The organism is Oerskovia sp. NPDC060287 (assembly GCF_042726775.1).
Taxonomy (GTDB): domain Bacteria; phylum Actinomycetota; class Actinomycetes; order Actinomycetales; family Cellulomonadaceae; genus Oerskovia; species Oerskovia merdavium.
The window spans coordinates 1-20,754 of the sequence record NZ_JBHXBO010000008.1 but is presented as its reverse complement, the minus strand read 5'-3'; the positions used below and the strand labels follow the sequence as shown (position 1 = coordinate 20,754).

Annotated in this window: 21 protein-coding genes; 7 read left to right on the top strand and 14 right to left on the bottom strand. The window is 73.5% G+C overall.

Going from position 1 to position 20,754, the window contains the following annotated elements; all coding sequences use genetic code 11:
• The first annotated feature begins 93 nt into the window (after positions 1–93).
• On the top strand, positions 94–627 hold the full coding sequence (locus ACFWFR_RS01555) for a hypothetical protein (RefSeq protein WP_377620743.1): 534 nt from the start codon (positions 94–96) through the stop codon (positions 625–627).
• A 236-nt stretch (positions 628–863) separates the two neighbouring features.
• Here the strand turns inward: ACFWFR_RS01555 and ACFWFR_RS01550 are convergent, their stop codons facing one another.
• From ACFWFR_RS01550 to ACFWFR_RS01535, 4 genes are all read right to left on the bottom strand, one after another.
• Entirely contained in the window at positions 864–2,504 is a 1,641-nt protein-coding gene (locus ACFWFR_RS01550) for a trypsin-like peptidase domain-containing protein (RefSeq protein ID WP_377620742.1), read from the bottom strand.
• A 114-nt stretch (positions 2,505–2,618) separates the two neighbouring features.
• The gene (gene menD, locus ACFWFR_RS01545) at positions 2,619–4,433 is read right to left on the bottom strand and encodes a 2-succinyl-5-enolpyruvyl-6-hydroxy-3-cyclohexene-1-carboxylic-acid synthase (RefSeq protein WP_377620740.1); all 1,815 of its coding nucleotides are present in this window, start codon (positions 4,431–4,433) and stop codon (positions 2,619–2,621) included.
• On the bottom strand, positions 4,430–5,425 hold the full coding sequence (locus ACFWFR_RS01540; protein WP_191804555.1) for an o-succinylbenzoate synthase: 996 nt from the start codon (positions 5,423–5,425) through the stop codon (positions 4,430–4,432). The genes menD and ACFWFR_RS01540 overlap by 4 nt, the downstream gene beginning before the upstream one ends.
• A 111-nt stretch (positions 5,426–5,536) precedes the next feature.
• Positions 5,537–6,145: a TetR/AcrR family transcriptional regulator gene (locus ACFWFR_RS01535; RefSeq protein WP_191804553.1), complete on the bottom strand. Its 609-nt coding sequence runs from the start codon at positions 6,143–6,145 to the stop codon at positions 5,537–5,539.
• A gap of 194 nt (positions 6,146–6,339) precedes the next feature.
• On the opposite strand from ACFWFR_RS01535, the gene ACFWFR_RS01530 reads away from it, so the two are divergent.
• Complete coding sequence (locus ACFWFR_RS01530) at positions 6,340–7,305, top strand: 1,4-dihydroxy-2-naphthoyl-CoA synthase (protein WP_191804551.1); 966 nt, start codon at positions 6,340–6,342, stop codon at positions 7,303–7,305.
• A gap of 74 nt (positions 7,306–7,379) precedes the next feature.
• Here the strand turns inward: ACFWFR_RS01530 and ACFWFR_RS01525 are convergent, their stop codons facing one another.
• The gene (locus ACFWFR_RS01525; RefSeq protein WP_377620738.1) at positions 7,380–7,628 is read right to left on the bottom strand and encodes a hypothetical protein; all 249 of its coding nucleotides are present in this window, start codon (positions 7,626–7,628) and stop codon (positions 7,380–7,382) included.
• Between the two features lie 174 nt (positions 7,629–7,802).
• Here ACFWFR_RS01525 and ACFWFR_RS01520 point away from each other — a divergent pair, with 174 nt between their 5' ends.
• Positions 7,803–8,474 carry an RBBP9/YdeN family alpha/beta hydrolase gene (locus ACFWFR_RS01520; RefSeq protein WP_377620736.1) on the top strand — a complete coding sequence of 224 codons (672 nt, stop codon included), beginning with the start codon at positions 7,803–7,805 and terminating at the stop codon, positions 8,472–8,474.
• On the opposite strand, the gene ACFWFR_RS01515 is transcribed toward ACFWFR_RS01520, so the two are convergent.
• Complete coding sequence (locus tag ACFWFR_RS01515) at positions 8,467–9,540, bottom strand: DUF3048 domain-containing protein (protein WP_318244572.1); 1,074 nt, start codon at positions 9,538–9,540, stop codon at positions 8,467–8,469. The two genes, ACFWFR_RS01520 and ACFWFR_RS01515, sit on opposite strands and share 8 nt — an antisense overlap.
• Before the next feature lie 71 nt (positions 9,541–9,611).
• Here ACFWFR_RS01515 and ACFWFR_RS01510 point away from each other — a divergent pair, with 71 nt between their 5' ends.
• Both ACFWFR_RS01510 and ACFWFR_RS01505 read left to right on the top strand, forming a co-directional pair.
• Positions 9,612–10,844 (top strand): AMP-binding protein, encoded by a 1,233-nt coding sequence (locus ACFWFR_RS01510; RefSeq protein WP_377620734.1) that lies wholly within the window; start codon positions 9,612–9,614, stop codon positions 10,842–10,844.
• 10 nt (positions 10,845–10,854) lie between these two features.
• Positions 10,855–11,724 (top strand): 1,4-dihydroxy-2-naphthoate polyprenyltransferase, encoded by an 870-nt coding sequence (locus tag ACFWFR_RS01505; protein ID WP_377620732.1) that lies wholly within the window; start codon positions 10,855–10,857, stop codon positions 11,722–11,724.
• Here ACFWFR_RS01505 and ACFWFR_RS01500 read toward each other — a convergent pair.
• Entirely contained in the window at positions 11,721–12,026 is a 306-nt protein-coding gene (locus ACFWFR_RS01500; protein ID WP_377616208.1) for a DUF4229 domain-containing protein, read from the bottom strand. The genes ACFWFR_RS01505 and ACFWFR_RS01500 overlap by 4 nt on opposite strands.
• 135 nt (positions 12,027–12,161) lie before the next feature.
• Here ACFWFR_RS01500 and ACFWFR_RS01495 point away from each other — a divergent pair, with 135 nt between their 5' ends.
• On the top strand, positions 12,162–12,668 hold the full coding sequence (locus tag ACFWFR_RS01495; protein ID WP_191804539.1) for a PLD nuclease N-terminal domain-containing protein: 507 nt from the start codon (positions 12,162–12,164) through the stop codon (positions 12,666–12,668).
• Between the two features lie 51 nt (positions 12,669–12,719).
• Here ACFWFR_RS01495 and ACFWFR_RS01490 read toward each other — a convergent pair whose 3' ends face one another.
• From ACFWFR_RS01490 to ACFWFR_RS01460, 7 genes are all read right to left on the bottom strand, one after another.
• Complete coding sequence (locus ACFWFR_RS01490; RefSeq protein WP_377620730.1) at positions 12,720–14,060, bottom strand: LCP family protein; 1,341 nt, start codon at positions 14,058–14,060, stop codon at positions 12,720–12,722.
• Positions 14,061–14,203: 143 nt separating this feature from the next.
• Positions 14,204–15,163 (bottom strand): c-type cytochrome biogenesis protein CcsB, encoded by a 960-nt coding sequence (gene ccsB, locus ACFWFR_RS01485; RefSeq protein ID WP_191804537.1) that lies wholly within the window; start codon positions 15,161–15,163, stop codon positions 14,204–14,206.
• On the bottom strand, positions 15,160–17,079 hold the full coding sequence (locus tag ACFWFR_RS01480) for a cytochrome c biogenesis protein ResB (protein WP_377620728.1): 1,920 nt from the start codon (positions 17,077–17,079) through the stop codon (positions 15,160–15,162). The genes ccsB and ACFWFR_RS01480 overlap by 4 nt, the downstream gene beginning before the upstream one ends.
• Positions 17,079–17,846 (bottom strand): cytochrome c biogenesis CcdA family protein, encoded by a 768-nt coding sequence (locus tag ACFWFR_RS01475; RefSeq protein WP_377620759.1) that lies wholly within the window; start codon positions 17,844–17,846, stop codon positions 17,079–17,081. Before ACFWFR_RS01475 ends, ACFWFR_RS01480 begins: the two co-directional genes overlap by 1 nt.
• Before the next feature lie 68 nt (positions 17,847–17,914).
• Entirely contained in the window at positions 17,915–18,559 is a 645-nt protein-coding gene (locus tag ACFWFR_RS01470; protein WP_191804533.1) for a TlpA disulfide reductase family protein, read from the bottom strand.
• A gap of 52 nt (positions 18,560–18,611) precedes the next feature.
• Positions 18,612–19,301 (bottom strand): histidine phosphatase family protein, encoded by a 690-nt coding sequence (locus ACFWFR_RS01465; protein ID WP_191804531.1) that lies wholly within the window; start codon positions 19,299–19,301, stop codon positions 18,612–18,614.
• Positions 19,302–19,394: 93 nt separating this feature from the next.
• Entirely contained in the window at positions 19,395–19,913 is a 519-nt protein-coding gene (locus ACFWFR_RS01460) for a MarR family winged helix-turn-helix transcriptional regulator (RefSeq protein WP_225220448.1), read from the bottom strand.
• A 202-nt stretch (positions 19,914–20,115) separates the two neighbouring features.
• Here ACFWFR_RS01460 and ACFWFR_RS01455 point away from each other — a divergent pair, with 202 nt between their 5' ends.
• Complete coding sequence (locus ACFWFR_RS01455) at positions 20,116–20,667, top strand: YceI family protein (protein WP_191804529.1); 552 nt, start codon at positions 20,116–20,118, stop codon at positions 20,665–20,667.
• Positions 20,668–20,754: the final 87 nt, after the last annotated feature.

Below are 20,754 nucleotides of genomic sequence, written 5' to 3'. Positions count from 1 at the left end.
AGTTACGCGACGTATAGCCCGTTCGACGGACATCTCCGGACAACGCCCAGGTCGGCCTGTTAAATTCGCCCGGTGCCCGATGCGACGATGACGATGACTCTGGATCCCACGCAGCGCGACGTCACCGTGCGCCGCGCCACGACCGCGGACCGCGAGGACCTCTGGCTCCTGGTGCTCCGTCTGCAGCCCGACGCGCCGGACCGGGCGACGTACGACCGCGTCGTGGGCCCCCTGCTGCGCGCGCTCGACACCCTCCTGCTGGTCGCCCAGGACGCCACGGGGGTCGTCGGCTACCTGCTCGCGAGCCAGCGCCTGACCTTCAGCGGGAACGGCGCGGTCGTCGAGATCGACGAGATCGCGCTCGCCCCCGAGGCCGACCAGGGCCTGGTCGCGGCCGAGCTGATCGGCGCGGTCCAGGCGTGGGGCCAGGAGCAGCGCGCGACGCGCGTCACGCTCGCCGACGTCCTTCCCCGCGAGACCGCCGAGGAGCTCGGGTTCGTCACGACCGAGGTCCGCTCCACCAAGGCGCTCGACCTGCTCGACGCCGACCCCGTGCTCACCTCGCCCTGGGACGGCCCGGCCGTGCCCGCGAGCGACGCCGACGAGGCCCTGCCGGTCCGCGACTGATCCTTCCCAGGCACGACGACGCCCGGTCCGTGCGGGGAACCGCACGAACCGGGCGTCGGTGCCGAGGGGCACCTGCAGGGGAACAGGGCCTCGCCTCGGCTCGGTCTCGCCGGTCACGGGGGACGCGTCCCGGCGGGACCGTGAAGGACCGCAGCGGCACCGGCTCACGTCGGTGGGCACAGGGGGGAGGTCCCCACCGGTGCAGCCGGTACCGCCGGGTCCGGCCTGTGGTGTGCTCAGCCCTGACCGTTGAACCAGTCGAAGGGGTTGGGCACGTTGTTCGGGTTCGTCTGGTCGGACCCGTCCTGGCTGTTGCCCGGGACCTGACCCGAGCCCGGGACCTGACCCGAACCGTCCTGACCGCCAGAGCCCTGCTCGGAACCCGAGCCCGAGTCGGTGCTCGTTTCGGTCGGCTTGGCGGCGAGCGTCACGTCGACGTCGATCGCCTTGCCGTCGCGGACGACCGTGAGCTTCGCGACGTCGCCGGTCGCGCGCTCGCGCACGAACCCGGTCAGCGACTCGGCACCGCTCACGGCGTCACCGTCGATCGCGACGATCACGTCACCGGCCTTGATGCCGGCCTCGGCGGCCGGGGAGCCGTCCGAGACCTCCTTGACCTCGGCGCCGCGGCGCGTGACGCCGTCGGCCGTGGCCGTCGCGTCGGTCATGCTCACGCCCAGGAAGGCGTGCTCGGCCGTGCCGCTCTCGATGAGCTGCGCGCTGATGTTCTTCGCGAGGTTCACCGGGATGGCGAAGCCCAGGCCGATCGAGCCGGACTGGCTCGACGTCGTCGCGATCGACGAGGTGATGCCGATGACCTCGCCCTGCGCGTTGAACAGCGGGCCACCGGAGTTGCCCGGGTTGATCGCGGCGTCGATCTGGATCGCGTTGGTGACCACGGTGCTGCCACCGTCGGAGCCCGACGCGGCGACCGGGCGGTCGAGCGCGGAGACGATGCCCGTCGTGGCGGTGTTCGCGAGGCCCAGCGGGTTCCCGACGGCCAGGACGGACTCGCCGACCGTGACGTCGTCGGAGTCGCCGAACGACGCGGGGGTGAGGTTGCTCGGCGGGTCGACCAGCTTGACGACCGCGAGGTCGGTCGTCGGGTCGAGCCCGACGATCTTGGCCTCGTAGAGGCGTCCGTCGCTCAGGGTCACCTGGACGGTGTCGTCCTGCGCGCCCTCGACGACGTGGTTGTTCGTCAGGACGTGGCCGTCGGTGTCGATCACGACACCCGAGCCCTCGCCACCGCCCGAAGCCGTGGTGACCTGGATCGAGACGACGGACGGCGCGACGGCGCTCGTCACGGCCTGCCAGTCCGGGTTCTCCGACGTCGAGCTCGCCACGGGGACCGTGGAGTTCTCCTTGTTCTCACCGATCGAGGCCAGCGAGCTGGGCGCGGTGCCCGATCCGTCGAGCACGCTGAGCAGGCCGGCGGTCCCGGCGCTCGCGAGGACGGCCGCCGCGGCGGCCGCGCCGACCACGGGGATCCACGTCTTGCTCTTCTTCGGAGCGGCGGGCGCTGCCTCGGTCGCGACCGGGGCGGGCGGCATGCCCGCTGCGGAGTACGCGGTGCTCGTGGGCGCACCGTACGGGGCCTGGGCCCCGTGCTGAGCGGGCGCGACGTGCGGTGCCTGCTGAGCGGGTGCGACGTGCGGCGCCGGCGGCGCGGGCACGGGAGCCGGGTGCGGCGCGGCGAACTGCTGCGTGGGCTGCGCCTGCGGGGCCGGGGCCTCCGGGGTGGGCGTCTGCGGGGCGGCGGGCGCCTCGGGCGTCACGGGCAGCTGCTGCGTGGCCTGCGCGTCGATGCGCTGCGTGTCGCCGTCGCGGGGAGCCTCGGGCTGGGGGACGTTCGACTGCGGGGTGTTCTCGGTCATGGGGTGTTCCCTCCTCGGTTCTTTCTGAGGACTACTTCACACCCGGGCGCTGAAACGCTGCTTGAACGATCCTGTGAGTTTGCTGCGAGTTCCCGACGACGGCTGGGAGCCTTCTCAGGCGACCCCGGGCCGCTCCGGGTCGCTCGGAGCGAACCCCGTGGGCACCGCCCGCAGGACCGCTTCCCGCACGTCGTCCGCGAGGCGGGTGCCGTCGGTCCGGCGCGAGCCGCGCGCGACGCGGACCTCGAGCACCTCGACGCCCCGGGGGCGTCCCGCGAGCGCCTCGCGCAGCCCCTCGACGTCGGCCACCAGCCGGTGCCGCACGCCGTAGCCCGCGCACAGCGCCGCGAGGTCGGCCCCGTGCGGGGTCGCGAAGACCCGCTCGAACGTGGGGCTCGTCGAGGGTTCCTGCTCGGCGAGCGCCCCGTACTCGAGGGTCGCGAAGATCGAGCCGCCGTCGTCGTTGACGACGACGACCTGGAGGTCCACGGACGGCTCGAGGGGCCCGCGCAGGAGCCCGCCCGCGTCGTGCAGGAAGGTGAGGTCACCGACGAGCGCGCGCGTGCGGCGCCCGGCGCGCGCAGCGACGTGGGCGACGCCGGTCGCGGTCGAGACCGTCCCGTCGATGCCCGCGAGGCCGCGGTTGGCCAGCACGAGCGGTGCGACGTCCCAGTCGGCGACCAGGTCAAGGTCGCGCACGGGGTTGCTCGAGCCGACCACGAGCACGTCACCCGGCCCGCTCGCGTCGGCGACGGCCGCCGCCACGGCGAGCGCCGTCGTCGGGCCGGGTGCCGAGGCGTGGGCGGCGACGACCTTGCGCGCCGCCTCCCCCGCTCCCCGCCACGCGTCGAGCCAGGCCCGGTCCCCCGTCGGCTCGGTCCACCACCCGGCCGGGACGCCGGGCAGGACGGCGCTCGCCGACCGGGCCGCGTCGGGCCAGGGTGCCGCGCCGGGCGCGACGACGAGCACCTCGACGTTCTCTCGCCCGAGGAGCTGCTGGACGGGGCGCGAGAGCGTCGGGCGGCCCATGACCACGACGCGCTCGACGCGGCCGCCGAGGGCTCCCAGGACGATCCGGTGCGCAGCGACCGCGTGCGTCCCGGCCGCGGCTCCTGACGAGGCCTCGGCGAGCAGGGGCCAGCCGCGTGCCTCGGCGATGCGCCGCGCGTCGTCCCCCGCCCCGTCGCCGGCGACGAGCACGGTCGCGGGGCCGGGATCGAGCGGGTACGGCCCGACGTCGTCGGTCACCGCCTCCACGACGGTCCGGCGTGCGTCGGCGCGCGTCTCGCCCGATGCCTCGCCCGGCCCTGCGGACAGCAGGCCCGCGAGCGCCGCCGAGGGGGCGAGGGGCTCACGGAACGCGACGTTCAGGTGGACCGGGCCGGGGTACCGGGACCGTGTCCCGCGCGCGGCTGCGAGCGCCCGCACCAGGACCGCGCGGAGGTCGCGGGTCTCGCCCGGGCGGCCGTCGGGAGCCGGGACGTCGACGGCGTGGCGCACTGCTCCCCCGTAGAGGCCGACCTGGTCCGTCGTCTGGTTGGCGCCCGTGCCGCGCAGCTCGTGCGGACGGTCGGCGGTGACCAGGACGAGCGGCACCCCGGTGTGGTGGGCCTCGAGCACCGCGGGGTGCAGGTTGGCGGCCGCCGTGCCCGAGGTCGTGACCACGGCCACCGGACGCAGGTCCCGGCCCTCGGTGATCGCAGACCCGCGCGAGAGGCCGAGCGCGAGGAAGGCCGCGGTGCGCTCGTCGATCCGCACGTGCAGGGTCAGCCGGCCGGCCGCGTCGGCCGCGGCGAGCGCGTACGCGAGCGCCGCGCTGCGCGACCCGGGCGACAGCACGACGTCCGTCACCCCGTCGGCGACCAGGCTCTCCACGATCTCCCGGGCCGCGACCAGGGCGGGCGGGAGGACGGGCTGGTCGCCGGTCATGCTGCCGCTCCGTCGAGGAGGGCGCCGACGCGCTCGTACCGGGCGGTCCAGCGCGCACCGGTGGCCGGGTCCGCGACGGCACGCGCGAGCGCCCGGGCCGAGGGCTCGGGGCGGCGCACCGTGATCTCACCGCCCACGGGCAGGAGCGGCTCGTCGACCACGTCGTGAGCCAGGAGCTGGGACGTCGCGAGGCCGCACGCGTACGGCAGGTCCGGCAGGGCGGCCGCGAGCGCCAGGCCCGCCGCGAGGCCCACCGAGCTCTCGAGGGCCGAGGACACCACGACGGGGAGCCCGACCTGCTCGGCGAGGTCGAGGCAGGCCCTGACACCTCCGAGCGGCTGGACCTTGAGGACCACGACGTCCGCGGCGTCGGCGCGCAGGACCTCGAACGGGTCCTCTGCGCGGCGGATCGACTCGTCGGCCGCGACCGGGACGGACACCGCGCGCCGAACGGCCGCGAGCTCGGGGACGCTCGCGCAGGGCTGCTCGACGTACTCGAGGCCACCGGCCGCACGGTCGAGCAGCGGGATCCGGTGCAGGGCCTCGTCGAGCGACCAGGCACCGTTGGCGTCGACGCGGATGCGCCCGCCCGGCCCGAGCGCGTCCCGGACGGCCTCGAGGCGCGCGATCTCCTGGTCGACGGGCTCGACCCGCCCGTCGGGCCCGCGCTGGGCGACCTTGACCTTGGCGGTCCGGCAGCCGTCGGAGGCCAGGACGATGCCGTGCGCGCGCTGCGGGTCCGTCGCCGGGACCGTGACGTTGACGGGCACGCTCGAACGCACGGGCGCGGGCCACCCGAGGTGCGCGGCCTCCCGGGCCGCGCGCAACCACGCGGCCGACTCGGCGTCGTCGTACTCCCAGAAGGGCGAGAACTCGGCCCACCCGGCCTCTCCGTGCACGAGCAGCCCGTCCCGGACGTCCAGGCCCCGGAAACGGGTGCGCAGGGGCGTGGACCAGGCGACGAGCGGCGGGACGGGAGGTGTGGGGGGCACGGTCACAGGTTATCTCCGGACGCCGGGCCGGGCGGTCCGGCGCTGGTCCGGGCCCCGGCCCGCCCCGGACGTCGGGGCTCGACGACCCGCGGCCCGCGCGCCGCGGACGGCTCAGGCGCCCCCGAGCAGCTCGGTCACGCAGTCCACCGCGAGGTCGCGCACGGCGCGCCCCTCGCACAGCGCGGTCACCGCGGCGCCGTCGACCACGGCGATCAGCAGGACTGCGGAGAACCGCGCACCGAGCTGGTCGAGCAGCGCGTCGATCACGACGTCGAGCTCCCCCCGACCTTGCGCGAACGCGGCGGCCAGGACGGGGCTGCGGCCCGCGCTCACGACGTGCTCGTAGAAGCCGAGGAGCTCGCCGTGGTCCCCCGGGGGCAGGACCGCATCGACGAGCAGCAGGGCGCGCGAGCGCGTGCTCAGGGTCTCGACGCCGCCCTCCGCGACCAGCTCGGTCACCGAGTGACCGATCGCCTGGGCGCGCTCGGCCCAGCCGCGGACGATCTGCTCGCCCGCCGCACCCAGCAGGTCGTCGAGCCCCGTGAAGTAGTAGGTCGTCGCGGCGAGCGGGACGTCGGCCTGGGCGGCGACCGAACGGTGCGTCACGGCCCCGGGGCCGTCGCGGAGGATGAGCTCGGCCGCGGCCGTCACGATGCGGTCGCGTCGCTGGGTGCCGCGGGCCTGCCTGCGGGGGACGTGCTTGTCGGTCTCTGGAGCCATCAGTGACTTCCTCCGGACAGGTTGAGGCCGTCGGTCCCGCGCACTGCGGGGACCAACGGCAGGATCTTGAGCACAGACGTGGCCTCACCGAAGTACACGATCGAGAGCGTCGCCGTCAAGATCTCGCCGATCCCACCCTCACACCGTAGGCCACACCGACGGTGGACGGCGCCCGGGCGGCTAGGGTGGCCGTCGTGAGCAGCATCCCCGCACAGGTGTCCGAGACGTTCGATCCCCAGTCCTGGCGCACGGTCGCCGGGTTCGAGGGACTCACCGACATCACCTACCACCGTGGCGTCGAGCGCGGCCTGGTCGACGGTGAGCCCCGCGAGCGCGACCTCCCGGTCGTCCGCGTCGCGTTCGACCGGCCCGAGGTCCGCAACGCGTTCCGTCCCCACACGGTCGACGAGCTCTACCGGGTGCTCGACCACGCGCGCATGACCTCCGACGTCGGGACGGTCCTCCTCACGGGCAACGGTCCGTCGGCCAAGGACGGCGGCTGGGCGTTCTGCTCGGGCGGCGACCAGCGCATCCGGGGACGCGACGGCTACCGGTACACGACGAGCGAGGACGCCCAGACGGCCGACGCGATCGACCCCGCCAAGGCCGGGCGGCTCCACATCCTCGAGGTCCAGCGCCTCATCCGGACCATGCCCAAGGTCGTCATCGCCGTGGTCAACGGGTGGGCCGCCGGCGGCGGGCACTCGCTGCACGTGGTCGCGGACCTGTCGATCGCGAGCCGCGAGCACGCGCGCTTCAAGCAGACCGACGCCAACGTGGGCTCGTTCGACGCCGGCTACGGCTCGGCGCTCTTCGCCCGGCAGGTGGGGCAGAAGCGAGCCCGCGAGGTCTTCTTCCTCGCCCGTGAGTACTCGGCCCAGGACGCCTACGAGTGGGGCGCCGTGAACGAGGTCGCGGACCACGCCGACCTCGAGAGGCTCGCGCTCGAGCACGCGCGGATCATCGCGACCAAGTCGCCCCAGGCGATCCGCATGCTCAAGTTCGCGTTCAACCTGGCCGACGACGGGCTGGCGGGCCAGCAGGTCTTCGCCGGCGAGGCCACGCGGCTGGCGTACATGACCGACGAGGCCGTCGAGGGACGCGACGCGTTCCTCGAGCGCCGCGACCCGCAGTGGGACGCCTTCCCGTACTACTTCTGAAGGGCATCGGTGTTCCCGACGGGCGCAGGCGTTCCGACGGGCACCGGTGCCGACGCGGCGCCGCGAGCGCCGCGTCAGCCCGTGATGAAGCCGCTGAGCAGCCCGACGATCCCGCGGCCGGCGAACGCCGCGGTGACGGCCAGGCCGAACAGCAGCACGATCGACGCGACGACGGGGCCGATCGACCCGGCCGGCCGGGCGCCGTCCTCGTCGTCGTCCTCCTCGGCGCGCAGGACGGGCCGGACGGGGGTGATCGAGGGCGGGAACGGCGTGACCGTGGACGTGGGCTCGAACGGGCTCTGGGTGGGGTTGATCGTTGCCATGCCCCTACGTTCCCGCGGGCACAGGTGGCGGCACATCGGTCCAGCGGCTCGACCTGCGCGCCCACCGGTCCACCTCAGGGGTGAGCGGGTCCTCCTCCTCGGGGAGGACGTGCCTCGCGCAGACCTTGCCGCCCCCTCCGGAACATTGCTCCGACCTGCGGCGTTGCTCAGGGCATGACCTCTCGCACCGACGCCACGGTCGTCGCGCACCAGACCGTCCAGGAGCCGGCCCCGAGCCCGGCCCCCGCTCCCCCCGCGACCAGGATCGTGGTGGTGCACGGCCTGGGCGCCACCGCCGCCAGCCACTGGTTCGGTGCGCTCCAGGACCGGTACGCGCCGCGCGGGATCGAGGTCCTGGTCCCGGACCTGCCGGACTCGCAGGCCCCGGACCTCGACACCTGGCTCTCGACGCTCGCCGCGGTGGTCGGGGCGATCGACGAGCGGACCGTCCTGGTGGGTCACAGCCTCGGCTGCGTCAGCATCCTCCAGCACCTCGCCGCCCGTGACGACGACTGGCGGCTCGGCGGTCTCGCGCTCGTGGCCGGCTTCGTGGAGCAGGTCCCCGGCATCCCCGAGGTCGACCACTTCGTCGCGCACGACACCGACCCGGCGGGGATCGCCGCACGCACGGCACGTCGCCTCGTCGTCACGGCCGACGACGACCCGGTGGTCCCCCGGCGGCTGACCGAGGACCTCGCCCGGGTCCTCGACGCCGACCTGACCGTGGTCGACGGCGCAGGGCACTTCCTCGCACGAGGGGGCTTCGACCGGCTCGAGGTGCTCGAGTCGGTGCTCGACGGGTGGACGCTCACGGACCCGCCGACCGTCCGGCCCCGGATCAGCTGACCGTCCAGCTCCCGCCCTTGCGCGGGACGAGCTCGACCCACGTGACGCCCTGCTCGAGCAGGACGGGCTCGCCGTCGGGCCCCGTGAGGACGAGCGGCTCGTCGACCGACTCCTGCGACCACGTCACGGCCACGTGCTTCCCACCGCTGGCCACGAGCCCGTCCCCGGAGCCCACGAGCAGCGTCTCCGGCACGGGCGTCCCCGCCGGGTCCTTGAACTGCGTGTCGCGGACCTCGACGCTCAGCACCACGACGTTCTGCGCCGAGAGCCTCGTGCCGTCGGACGACACGGCCGGCGTGGTCCCCTCGTTGCGGAGGAAGGCCGCCTGCTCGGCGTCCCAGATCCACTGCGCCCGGCTCGCGAACGTCAGCTTCACGTCGAGCAGGCTCAGGGGTGCGCCCGTCGTGGTCGCGGTGCCCTGGCCCGGGATCCGGACGTGGCGGAGCTGGGTCGGCGGCGCCGTGCGGTCGTCGTCGGCCTGGGCCCAGAAGTCGGCCGGCGTCCCGTAGAGGTTGTGCGGGGCGCGCTTGCCCTTCTTGAGGAAGAAGCCGTCGTCGCCCTCGTCGTGGACCACCGTCTGGATGCCGGCCGCGCGGACCGCCTCGACGAACGGGGGCTGCCCACCGCTGAAGGCGAGCACACCGTGCGTCGGCCCGACGATGGCGGGGTCCATCGGACGCACCGAGCGGACGGGACCGACGGTCTCCGGCGACTGCGAGTGGTAGACCGCGACGAACCGCGTGATGCCGCCCTCGACGACCTCCTCCCACACCATGTCGGCCTGCTCGAGACCCGTCTGGGGGCGTGCCTGCGGCAGGTTCTCGATCTTGACCGCGAGCGCCGGGCGGTCGTCGACCTCGTCGACCGGGACACCGGTGAGCGGCCAGGCGAGCGGGATCGCGGGGTCCGGGGGGCCTGCCTTGTCCGACTCGACGGTCGCCGGGACCGTGCTCGTCGGGACGTCCGCCGGCCCCCCGCTGCATGCCGCGAGCACGAGCGCGACCGCGACCAGCCCCCCGACGCGCCAGAGGTCTCGCCCGAGGTGTCCTGGCGTCGCTGCCGTCACGTCTCCCTGCCCTTCGCCCTGCTGCGGTCCACGGTTCCCCGTCACCATACGACCCGATCTACGCTGGACGGATGTCACGCGCCGATGGTCCCTCCGACGCCCTCGCACTGCGTGCGGCGGTCGCCGACGCCCTCGCCGGCCGCGGCCCCGCGGTCGCCCCGGCTCCGCTCGCCTTCTCCGGGCCGCTGCCCGAGGGCACCGCCCTGGTGCTGCAGACCTCGGGTTCGACGGGCCTGCCTCGCGAGGTCGCACTGAGCGCGAGCGCGCTCGTCGCCTCGGCACGGGCCACGCACGAACGTCTCGGCGGGGACGCGCAGTGGCTGCTCGCGCTGCCGCCGTCGCACGTCGCGGGGCTCCAGGTGATCCTGCGCTCGGTCGTCGCCGGGACCCGTCTCGTGACCGCGGACCTCGACGCCCCGTTCTCGCCCGCGGGCTTCGCCGCGGACGCCGCGCGCATGGACGGCGACCGCCGCTACGTCTCGCTCGTCCCGACGCAGCTCCACCGCCTCGTGCACGCCCAGGGCACCGCGGACGGCGAGGCCGCGCTCGCCGCGCTGCGCTCGTTCGACGCGATCCTGCTCGGCGGGGCCGCGGCCCCGCCCGCGCTGCTGGCCGCGGCGCGCGCGGCAGGGGCCAGGGTCGTGACGACCTACGGGATGACGGAGACGTGCGGAGGCTGCGTGTACGACGGCGTCCCGCTCGCGGGCGTGCGGGTGCGGGTCGTCGAGCGCTCGTCCGGACATGTCCTGCCCCCGGGGGACGCGGGGGTCGTCGAGATCGGCGGACCCGTCCTCGCGACGGGATACCTCGGCGACGAGGCGCTCACGGCCGAGGTGTTCCGGCACGACCCGGACGGCTCGCGCTGGCTGCGCACCAACGACCTGGGCTCGCTCTCCCCGGACGGCACGCTGACGGTCCACGGACGGGCCGACGACGTCGTGGTCACGGGAGGGGTCAACGTCGCCCCGGCCGCGGTCGAGGCCGTGCTGGCCGACGCGCTCACGGGCGAGGACGGCATCGGCGAGGTGTGCGTCGTCGGCGTCCCCGACCCCGAGTGGGGGCAGGCCGTGGTCGCGGTCGTGACCCGCGGCGGCGCCCTCACCAGGGCCGTCGCCCCCGAGGGCGAGCCCGACGCCGGGCTGCTGTCCCGTGCCCGGCACGCGGTCGCGACTACGCTGGGACCGCCCGCCGCACCGCGGTACCTGCTCGTCGTGGACGACCTGCCGCGACGAGGACCGGGCAAGATCGACCGGGCGGCCGTGACCGCGCTCGCCGCCCGCACCGCACCTCGCACCACCCACTGATCGGAGCACCATGGCCACCTCTGCCGAATGGGTCGCTGGCGCGCGCCTGCGCACCCTCCCCGCGGCAGCCGCACCCGTCCTCGTCGGCTCGGGAGCCGCGGCGCAGATCGACGCGTTCGCGTTCTGGCCCGCGCTGCTCGCGCTCGGGGTCGCGCTCGCGCTGCAGGTCGGCGTGAACTACGCCAACGACTACTCGGACGGCGTGCGTGGCACCGACGTCGACCGCGTGGGCCCCATGCGGCTGACCGCGTCGGGGGCCGCGCTCGCCTCGCAGGTCCGCAACGCGGCCTTCGCGTGCTTCGGGGTCGCCGCGGTCCTCGGGCTCGGGCTCGTGGCGCTCACGGGGCACTGGTGGCTCCTGGCCGTGGGGGCGCTCGCGATCGTCGCGGCCTGGTTCTACACGGGCGGCAAGAACCCGTACGGCTACCGCGGCCTCGGCGAGGTCGGGGTCTTCGTGTTCTTCGGGCTCGTCGCGGTCCTCGGCACCACGTACACGCAGGCGGGTCGCATCACCTGGGTCGCGGGCGTGGGAGCCGTGGCCGTGGGCCTGCTCGCGTGCGCGCTGCTCATGATCAACAACGTGCGGGACATCCCCACCGACGTGCTCGCAGGCAAGCGGACCGTGGCCGTGCGCCTCGGGGACTTCCGGGCCAGACGGGCCTACGTCGCGATGATCTGGGTGCCGATCCTGCTGGCCGTGGTGTGCGCGTTCGCCGCCCCGTGGTCCCTGCTGGTGCTGCTCCTGCTGCTGCCGGCGGTGCTGCTGACGCTCCCGGTGCTCGCCGGGGCGCGCGGGCCCCTGCTGGTCCCCGTCCTCGCCGGGACGGGCATGTTCGAGCTCGGGTACGGCGTGCTGCTGGGGCTGGGGCTCGCGCTCTAGCCGTCGGTGCGGCGCACGGGCGGCTCGTCGGCGGAGGCCGCGTCGACCGCGGCGTCCTCGAACGCGGCGTCGTCCTCGACCGCCCGCGAGAACTGCTCACCCGTCGCCCGGCGGTGCGCAGCGCGGTCCGCGAGGTACTGCGCCGCGCGCTCGCGCGGGCCCCGCAGCGTCAGGTAGGAGACCAGCAGGGCGAGCACGGCCGCGATGACGGCGCACACGACCCAGTGGCCGAGGTCGAGGGCGTAGAGCACGGCGAAGAGCACCCCGAAGATCGCGAGGCGCAGGACGGAATAGATGACCATGGGCACTCCTCCAGGGTAGGCGCCCCGCAGACCTGGGGGCGACACGCCCCGGTATGTACGAGCACCGCCCCGGCCCCCGCCCCCAGAAGGTCGCAGGCTGGACACGTCCTGACCCGAGACGCATAGGCTGGGGGCATGTCCCGCGTCCTGCTGACCCTGCTCGCCGTAGGCCTCGCGGTCTACGCCCTCTCCGACTGCGCCACGAGCGACGAGAACGACCGGAGCGGGATCCCCAAGGGACTGTGGATCGTGATGATCATCTTCCTGCCGTTCGTCGGGCCGCTCGCATGGATCCTGGTGTCCCGCACGCAGCGCTCGCGTCACGCCGCAGCGGGCGGGGCCGGCACGCCCCGCCGCCCGTCGGGCGGAGGAGGGCGGCGTCGCAGCAGCGGACCGATCGCCCCCGACGACGACCCGGACTTCCTCTGGAAGCTCGAGCAGCAGCGACGTCGTGAGGCGCGCGACGAGGGTTCCACGCCCGGTTCGGGGACCGCATCAGGGGCGGCTCCCGGTCACACCCCGGGGACCCCGGACCACCAGGACGAGCGCGAGCAGGGGCCGCGGTCCCCGGGCAAGGGCTCGAAGGGCGAGACGGACAGCGCTCCGGACGCTCCGTCGTCGGGCAACAACGACCCGTCCTAGCGAGCCCGGGCCCGCACCGGGCTCGTCACCAGGAGGCCCGTCGGGCCCGCCTCAGCAGGTCTCCTTCGCATCGGCCGAGGTGATCGCCTCGCCCGGCAGACGGTCGGCGAGCGGGTCGACGGGGGCCACGGTCTCGGTGTCGGTCGGCGCACCCGTCGTCGTGTCGCCGGGCGGGATCGTGGCAGTGTCCGGGGTGGCCGGCGTCGTCGGCGTCCCGGTGGCCTCGTCCTCGACCACGGGCTGGTCGGCCGCCAGGCGCGCCCACACGTCCTGGGCCTCGTCCGCCAGCACGACACGGGCGGGGTTCGACGGCATGGGCCCCGACGGGATCGTCAGGAACGTGACCGCCTCCGGGCGCACCGAGCGCAACGAGAACGCGAGCCCCTTGAGGTCGACGCCACCGCTGATCGACAGCGAGCTCGTCGCGGCGTCCAGGAAGCGGATCAGGCTCGGGAGGTCCGTGAGGATGTTCTTGCTCAGCACGGACTGCGTGAGCGCGGCGAGCAACGCCTGCTGGCGCCCCATCCGGTAGGTGTCCGAACCGTCGCTCAGCCCGTGCCGGGCACGGGCGAGCGCGAGGGCCTCGGTGCCCGACAACACATGGTTGCCCGCCGTGAGGTGCAGGTTCGCGTCCTCGTCGTCCATGTCCTCGGGGATGCACATGGGGACGCCGTCGAGCGCGTCGACCATGGTCTGGAACCCCGCGAAGTCGACGACCATGAACCCGTCGGTGCGCACCCCGCTGATCTGCTCGACCGTCATCTGCGTGCAGGTGGCTGCCGACGCGAGGTCCTGCCCCGCGTCCCAGCCTCGCGAGAACGCCGAGTTGAACATCGCGCTCGACGACGCCTTGGTCGTCCCGCCTCCCGTGACCGTGCACTCGGGAACCGGGATCATCAGGTCGCGCGGGATCGAGACGAGCTCGACGCGCGTCCGGTCGGCCGAGATGTGCAGCAGCATGGTCGTGTCCGAGCGCATGCCGTCCTCGGCACCACCGATCGCCTCGTTCACCCCGGACCGGTCGTCCGAGCCGATGAGGACGAGGTTCACAGGGAGCCCCGCGAGGGGGTCCGCGGGGTCCGGGGTCGCGGCGGCCGGCCGTGACGCCTCAGGGGCGACGAGGGCCTGGTTGTCCACCTGGTCGACGTTCGACAGCGACTTCACGACGAGCGCCGCGGCGCCCGACACGCCGAGGGCGAGCACTGCTGTCATCACGAGCCCGACGACCCGCACCACCCTCCGGTCACGTCGAGCTCTCGCATGGCGCACGGTCGCGACCGCCTCGTGGTGCGGGGCCGGGCGCGCCTCGCCGCCCGGGCCTCCGCCGTCCGTGCTGCGCGCCCGGGCGCCCGACGGCACGTGCGCCTTGCGCCTGCTGGGTTCTTCGGTCACGAGCACCGACACTAGCGACGCTACCTGTGGGGGTGCCGGGCGGGGCACGTGAGCCGTGTCGAGATCCCGTGAAGAGTACGACGAGGGCCGCCCCGCACCGCGGGACGGCCCTCGCCCTCGCCCCGGGATCCGGGGCCGGCCGACTACTCCTGGGTCGTGATGCCCGAGTACGAGTGCTTGCCGTTGAAGATCAGGTTGACGCCCGTGAAGTTGAACAGCACGCACGCGTAGCCCACGATCACGAAGTAGGCCGCGCGCCGACCGGACCAGCCGCGCGTGGTGCGGGCGTGCAGGTAGGCCGCGTAGACGACCCACACGACGAAGCTCCAGACCTCCTTGGGGTCCCAGCCCCAGTAGCGCCCCCAGGCGTGCTCGGCCCAGATCGCACCACCGATGATCGTGAAGGTCCACAGCACGAACGCGACGGCGTTGAGGCGGAAGCTCAGTGCCTCGAGCTGTGCGGGCCTGGGGGTCGTGTCGAGCCAGCGCCAGGCCGGGTGCCCCAGGAAACCGTTGCCGTTCTCGCGCGAGTCGCGCAGGAGCTGGATCACGGACATGACGAACGCGACCGTGAAGATGCCCGTGGCGATGATCGCGACGCCCACGTGGATCACGAGCCAGTAGGACTGCAGCGCGGGCTGGACGCCCGTGGCGTCGAGGAAGAACGAGTTCTGGGCCACGACGAGGAACAGCACGGCGAGTCCCGTGACGAACGCGCCGATGAAGCGCACGTCCCGCTTGAGGCTCACCCCGAGGAACACCGCCATCGCGACGAACGCACCGACGAGGGTGAACTCGTACATGTTGGCCCAGGGTGCACGGCCCGCGGCGATACCGCGGGTCACGATCGCCCCGAGCAGCAGGATGGTGCCCAGCCATCCGGTCGAGATGCCGATGCCCGCGGCCTTGCGCGAGACGGGCTTGGCGGGGGTCGCGACCGCGACCGCGACCGGGGCGTCGGCATCCCCCTTGGCGGCCACCGGTTCGGCGACCGGCTCCTTGGCCCCCAGCCTGGACAGGTCGATCGCGAAGGCGACGAACGCGACCGTGAGCGCGGTCGCCGCCGCCCACACCAGGTCGGAGCTCAGCTCGGCAACGGTCATCGGTCAGCCTTTCGTGGTCGGTCGGCGCGAGCCGGCCCGGTGGGACGGGAAGCGGACGCGCGAGGCGTCCTGGTGGGACGTTCGGGTGGGGCAGGCAGGTCGGTGGCCTGCTCGGTCCCGGGGAGCGACTCGACCACGCGGTCGACCTCTCCCTGCAGTCCAGCGTCGTCGCCGCGGGCGAGTCCCGCCAGGGTGACGACGGTACGCGGCGCGGACGCCTCGCCGTCGGGCCCTTCCTCGCTCCACGCACGCAGCCACACGCGGCGGCGCGGGGTGAAGAGCGAGACGGCCAGGCCGCCGAGCGCGCCGAGCGCGAACACGAGGATCCAGACGAGCGCCGGGTCGTGCCGCATGTCGAGCGCCACGTAGCGTGCGACGGGCCCGTCGGCGAACGTGAGGGTGCCCAGACCGTCCGGCAGATCGACCGTCTCGCCCGGGGCGACGAGGAGCTGGACGCGGTCCCCCGCCTCGTCGACCGACGCCGTGAGCGTGTCGGTGTTGAGCCGGTAGACGTTCTGCGGCAGCCCGTCGTCGAGGCCCAGGTCTCCCCGGTAGACCTCGAGGACGAGCAGCGGGTTGGCCGGCTGCGGGAAGATCGAGCGCGCCCCGTCCTCGGTCACCTCTGCGGTGGGCAGGAAGTAGCCGACGAGGCCGATCTGATCGAGGCCGGGCGACGTGTCCGGCACCTTCACGACCCCGCGCGAGGTGTACATGGTGTCCTCGGGCAGGAACGGGACGCGGCCTGCGAATGCGACCTGTCCCTCGGCGTCGTGGACGGTGATCTCGGGGGCGTAGCCGTTGCCCTGAAGGTAGATCTTGGCCCCGCCGGCGACGATCGGGTGGTTGACCTTGATCTGCTCCTCCTGCGAGGAACCGTCGGGGTTGCGCACCGTGACGTTGGCCGTGAAGTCGCGCGACTGCGCGAACGCGACCTGGTCCATCGCGAACTCGGCGTCGAACGAGTCGAGCGTCATCGAGAACGGGACGAGCGAGCTCGGGCTGAACAGCGAGCCGCTCTCGAACGTGTCGTAGTCGACGACCGCGTTCGCGAAACCGCGCCCCTCGGTGATGATCGCCTGCCCGCGGAAGTGCAGGAGCTGTCCGGTGGCGACCGAGACGAGCAGGCCCAGGAGCGAGAGGTGGAACACCAGGTTGCCGGTCTCTCGCAGGTAACCGCGCTCGGCGGCGACGGTCCGTCGCTCGGGCAGGCCGCGGGCCACGTCGGCGGGTTCGGTCGAGACGTCCACGCGGAACGTGGGCAACCAGCGGAACCGGCCACGCAGGTGCGCTGCGGCCGCTTCGACGACCTCGTCGGGCGTCGCGGTGCTCGTGGTCTCGGCCTTGGCCGGGAAGCGGTCGAAGCGGCGCGGGGTGCGAGGCGGGCGGTTGCGCACGGCCTGCAGGTGCGCCTTGGTGCGCGGGAGGATGCAGCCCACGAGCGAGACGAACAGCAGGATGTAGATCGCGGAGAACCACACCGACGCGTACACGTCGAAGAAACCCAGCCGGTCGAGCCACTCGCCCGTGCGCGGGTTGTCCTGGAGGTAGGTCAGGACCGCGGCCGGGTCCTGCGGGCGCTGCGGCAGCACCGAGCCCGGGACGGCCGCGACCGCGAGCAGCATGAGGAGCATGAGCGCGACGCGCATGCTCGTGACCTGGCGCCAGGTCCACCGCAGGGTGCCCTTGAGCCCGAGCGAGGGCAGCTGCGGAGCGCCGGCCTCCCCCGCGCTCGGGGTGCTGGGCGAGTCCGGGGTCGCGGTGCCGGGTCCGGTCGCGCGCGGGGCGCGCTCCGAGCTGCCCGACGGCGTCGCTCGCGTCTCGGCGGGCGCCTCGCCCTCGGCGGTGCGAGCCTCGGGCTCGGGGTGGCTGAACGCGTCGTCGATGCCCTCGGGGCGGTAGAGGTCCTTGTCGCTCATCAGATCACCGTCTCGAAGCCCGTGATGAGCCCGCCGAGGCGTGAGGTCCAGGTGCCCCAGACCCCGGTCACGAGCGCCAGCCCGATGAGGATGAGCATGCCGCCCCCGATGCGCATGATCGCGAGACGGTGGCGACGCAGGAAGGCCACGGCCTTCTTGGACCGCTCGAGACCGATCCCGATGAGCAGGAACGGGATGCCGAGGCCCAGGCTGTAGGCGATGCCCAGGATCGCCCCGCGACCCGCGGTGGCCTCGTCGAGGGAGAGCGCCATGACGGCCGTGAGCGTCGGGCCGATGCACGGCGCCCAGCCCAGGCCGAACACGATGCCCAGGAGCGGTGCACCCCAGATTCCCGCGGTGGGGCTCAGGTGCAGGCGACGATCCCGCTGGAGGAAGGGCATCGCGCCCATGAACGCGAAGCCCATGAGGATCACGAAGACCCCGATGACCCGCGTGATGACGTCCTCCCACTGCTTGACGTGCACGCCGACGGCCCCGGCGGCGACCATGAGCAGGACGAAGACGAGCGTGAAGCCCGCCACGAAGAGCCCCACGCCGGTCGCGACGCGCCACCGGCCGGGGGCGCGCACCGTCCGGACGGCCGTACCGCCACCGGTGCTGCTGCCCCCCTGCCGGGACGTGGCCCCCGCGTTGGCCGCCGCGAGACCGCTCACGTACCCGACGTAGCCGGGGACGAGGGGCAGCACGCAGGGGGACGCGAAGGACACGAGCCCCGCGAGGAGCGCGACGGGCACCGCCAGCAGCATGGAACCGCTGAACGCCGTGATGGCGAACGTGGAGCCGACGTCACCGGCGAAGGAGAGAGGGGTCACGGTCAGGCGTCCTCTGCGAGGACGTCGTCGACGAGCCCGGTGAGGGTCGAGCCCTCGGCCCGACCGATGATGCGTGCGGCGACGCGGCCCTCGCGGTCGAGGACGACCGTCGTGGGCACCGCCTGGATGGGCACCGAGCCCTCGAGCGTCGCGATCGCCTCGCCGCGCGTGTCCTCGATCGAGGGGTAGGGCACCTCGAACGTCCGCTCGAACGCGAGCGCGGCGCCCGCGTCGTCGGTGCTGTTGATCCCGAGCAGGCGCACCCCCTCGTCGGCGCGGTCGGTCGCGAGCGCGACCAGGTCCGGCGCCTCGGCCCGGCACGGCGCGCACGAGGCGTACCAGGTGTTGAGCACGACGACGTCGCCGACCCAGGCGCTCGTGTCGATCGCGTTGCCCTCGAAGTCCGTACCGGTCAGGACGACGGGGTCGTCACGGTCCGACACGTCCCACGTCTTGACCGAGCCGTCGCCCGAGACGAAGCCCTGACCCACGACGTCGTCGGGGCTCGTGGCCCCCGACTCCTGGGCGCAGCCGGTGAGGACCAGACCGAGCGAGACGATGGCGACGGGGACGAGAGCAGGACGACCGGCGGCACGACGCCCGGGTGCGGGCGCGCGACCGTGCCGGGCACGGAAGGGGTGGATCATGGCAGCACTGTCTCCCACCTGCCTGGGCACAACCTGAGAAACCCCTGGTGGGTCACGCTCCGGAGACCTTCGCGGCCCCCGGCAGCAGGTCGGCGACCGGCTCGGTGTAGTGGATCCCGACGAGGCGGTCCCCGTCGAAGCGCAGGGACGTGAGGGACGCGAGCGAGCACTGGCGGTTGCGGGGGTCGTGCCACAGGCGCTTGCCCTCGAACGCCAGGCGCGAGATCCAGATGGGGAGCTGGTGGCTCACGAGCACGACCTCGCGGCCCTCGGCCTGCTCGCGCGCGTCGTGGACCGCGGCGTGCATGCGCGCGACCTGCTCCTTGTAGGGCTCGCCCCACGACGGGCGCAGCGGGTTCCACAGGTAGGGCCAGTGCCCGGGGTGGCGCAGCGAGCCGTCGCCCACACCGAACTTCATGCCCTCGAAGTGGTTGCCCGCCTCGATGAGCCGCTCGTCGGTGCCGAGCGGCAGACCGAAGGCCTCGGCGACGGGCGTCGCGGTCTCCTGCGCGCGCTGGAGCGGGGACGCGATGACCAGGGCGACGTCGAAGGGCTCGTGCGCGCCGTCGTCGGGCAGCGCGGGCGCGCCCTCCGCGGGCTTGCCCGACAGGTGCCCCGCGACGCGGCGCGCCATGGTGTGCCCGAGCTCCGAGAGGTGGTAGCCGGGGATTCGCCCGTAGAGGATGCCGTCCGGGTTGAAGACTTCACCGTGACGCATGAGGTGGACCGTGGTTGCAACCATGCCGACCAGTCTCCCAAAGATCTGGCCCGCGCGGTGCACGTGCCCGGGGTGCTCCGGACCACACCTCGCGACGCGCGAGTCTCCAGGCGCTGCCTACTGCTCGCGCGGCTCCACGACCCGGCACGCCTCGGCGATGGCGTCCATGGCCTCGCCGAGGTTGCGGAGCTGTGCCGGGGTCAGGACGTCCACCAGGTAGCGACGGACGGCGGTCACGTGACCCGGGGCCGACGCCTCGAGCTCGGCGTAGCCCGCCTCGGTCATGACGCAGTTCACACCTCGGCCGTCGCCCACGCTCGCGGCGCGGCGCACGAGCCCGCGCTGCTCCATGCGGTGGACCGTGTGCGTGACCCGGCTGCGGGAGCGGGCGAGACCGTCGGCCAGCGCCGACATGCGCATGGTGTGGTCGACGGCCTCGGACAGCCGGACCAGGAGCTCGTACTCGCCGAGTGTCAGGCTCGAGCGCTCCTCGTGCTCCTTGCTGAGGGCCTCGACGAACCGCGCCGAGCCGTCGAGGAACGAGCGCCAGTAGCGCTGCTGGTCGTCGTCGAGCCAGGGGGCGTCGTGCACCGTCGTGGCGTGCTGGTCCTGCTGAGCCGTCATCTCTTCCTTCATCCGTCACGCCCCTCCGGGTGGACAACGGCACCATTCTCCCATCGTCGGGGGTGGTGGCCGCTCCGGGGAGAACTCGTGCCCTCCTCGTGGAATAGAGGGCGGTGGGCTTGCGTTGATGCGTTCGTATGAAGTTGAATCTTCAACTAATGGCACGTCGACGGCGCGCCTGACGCAACGCAACACGACCATTCAGGAGACACCCATGGCCACGAACCTCCCCACCGGACTCACCGCGGGCACCTACGCGATCGACCCCTCGCACTCGCAGGCGACCTTCACGGTCCGCCACGCAGGCATCTCCAAGGTCCGCGGCTCGCTCGCGATCGCCGACGGCAACATCACGATCGGCGACGACGTCGAGTCCTCCAACGTGGTCGCGGCGATCGACGCCAAGTCGGTCAACACCGGTGACGCGGGCCGCGACGGCCACCTCCAGTCGGCCGACTTCTGGGACGCCGAGAAGAACCCGACCTGGAACTTCGTCTCGACCGCCGTCGAGGCCGACGACGACGACTTCGTCATCGAGGGTGACCTGACCATCAACGGCGTCACCAAGCCGGTCAAGCTCGAGACCGAGTTCACGGGCACCGCCGTCGACGCCTACGGCAACTCGCGCGCCGGGTTCGAGGCCAAGACCGAGGTCTCCCGCAAGGAGTTCGGCCTGACCTGGAACGTGGCCCTCGAGGCCGGTGGCGTGCTCGTCGGCGACAAGATCAAGATCGCGCTCGACCTCTCGGCGATCAAGCAGGCCTGAGCCTCTCTCCCCCGCCCGGCCCCCGCGTCCTGACGCGGAGACCCGGTACCCGGTGGTCTCGTCGGCGACGACCTCCACCGGGACACC

Bases quoted from the DNA above. Each gene is read 5' to 3' on its own strand.
- ACFWFR_RS01555 (WP_377620743.1), top strand. From the start codon at position 94: ATGACTCTGGATCCCACGCAGCGCGACGTCACCGTGCGCCGCGCCACG.
- ACFWFR_RS01550 (WP_377620742.1), bottom strand. From the start codon at position 2,504: ATGACCGAGAACACCCCGCAGTCGAACGTCCCCCAGCCCGAGGCTCCC.
- menD (WP_377620740.1), bottom strand. From the start codon at position 4,433: ATGACCGGCGACCAGCCCGTCCTCCCGCCCGCCCTGGTCGCGGCCCGG.
- ACFWFR_RS01535 (WP_191804553.1), bottom strand. From the start codon at position 6,145: ATGGCTCCAGAGACCGACAAGCACGTCCCCCGCAGGCAGGCCCGCGGC.
- ACFWFR_RS01525 (WP_377620738.1), bottom strand. From the start codon at position 7,628: ATGGCAACGATCAACCCCACCCAGAGCCCGTTCGAGCCCACGTCCACG.
- ACFWFR_RS01520 (WP_377620736.1), top strand. From the start codon at position 7,803: ATGACCTCTCGCACCGACGCCACGGTCGTCGCGCACCAGACCGTCCAG.
- ACFWFR_RS01510 (WP_377620734.1), top strand. From the start codon at position 9,612: ATGTCACGCGCCGATGGTCCCTCCGACGCCCTCGCACTGCGTGCGGCG.
- ACFWFR_RS01505 (WP_377620732.1), top strand. From the start codon at position 10,855: ATGGCCACCTCTGCCGAATGGGTCGCTGGCGCGCGCCTGCGCACCCTC.
- ACFWFR_RS01500 (WP_377616208.1), bottom strand. From the start codon at position 12,026: ATGGTCATCTATTCCGTCCTGCGCCTCGCGATCTTCGGGGTGCTCTTC.
- ACFWFR_RS01495 (WP_191804539.1), top strand. From the start codon at position 12,162: ATGTCCCGCGTCCTGCTGACCCTGCTCGCCGTAGGCCTCGCGGTCTAC.
- ccsB (WP_191804537.1), bottom strand. From the start codon at position 15,163: ATGACCGTTGCCGAGCTGAGCTCCGACCTGGTGTGGGCGGCGGCGACC.
- ACFWFR_RS01480 (WP_377620728.1), bottom strand. From the start codon at position 17,079: ATGAGCGACAAGGACCTCTACCGCCCCGAGGGCATCGACGACGCGTTC.
- ACFWFR_RS01475 (WP_377620759.1), bottom strand. From the start codon at position 17,846: ATGCTGCTGGCGGTGCCCGTCGCGCTCCTCGCGGGGCTCGTGTCCTTC.
- ACFWFR_RS01470 (WP_191804533.1), bottom strand. From the start codon at position 18,559: ATGATCCACCCCTTCCGTGCCCGGCACGGTCGCGCGCCCGCACCCGGG.
- ACFWFR_RS01465 (WP_191804531.1), bottom strand. From the start codon at position 19,301: ATGGTTGCAACCACGGTCCACCTCATGCGTCACGGTGAAGTCTTCAAC.
- ACFWFR_RS01460 (WP_225220448.1), bottom strand. From the start codon at position 19,913: ATGAAGGAAGAGATGACGGCTCAGCAGGACCAGCACGCCACGACGGTG.
- ACFWFR_RS01455 (WP_191804529.1), top strand. From the start codon at position 20,116: ATGGCCACGAACCTCCCCACCGGACTCACCGCGGGCACCTACGCGATC.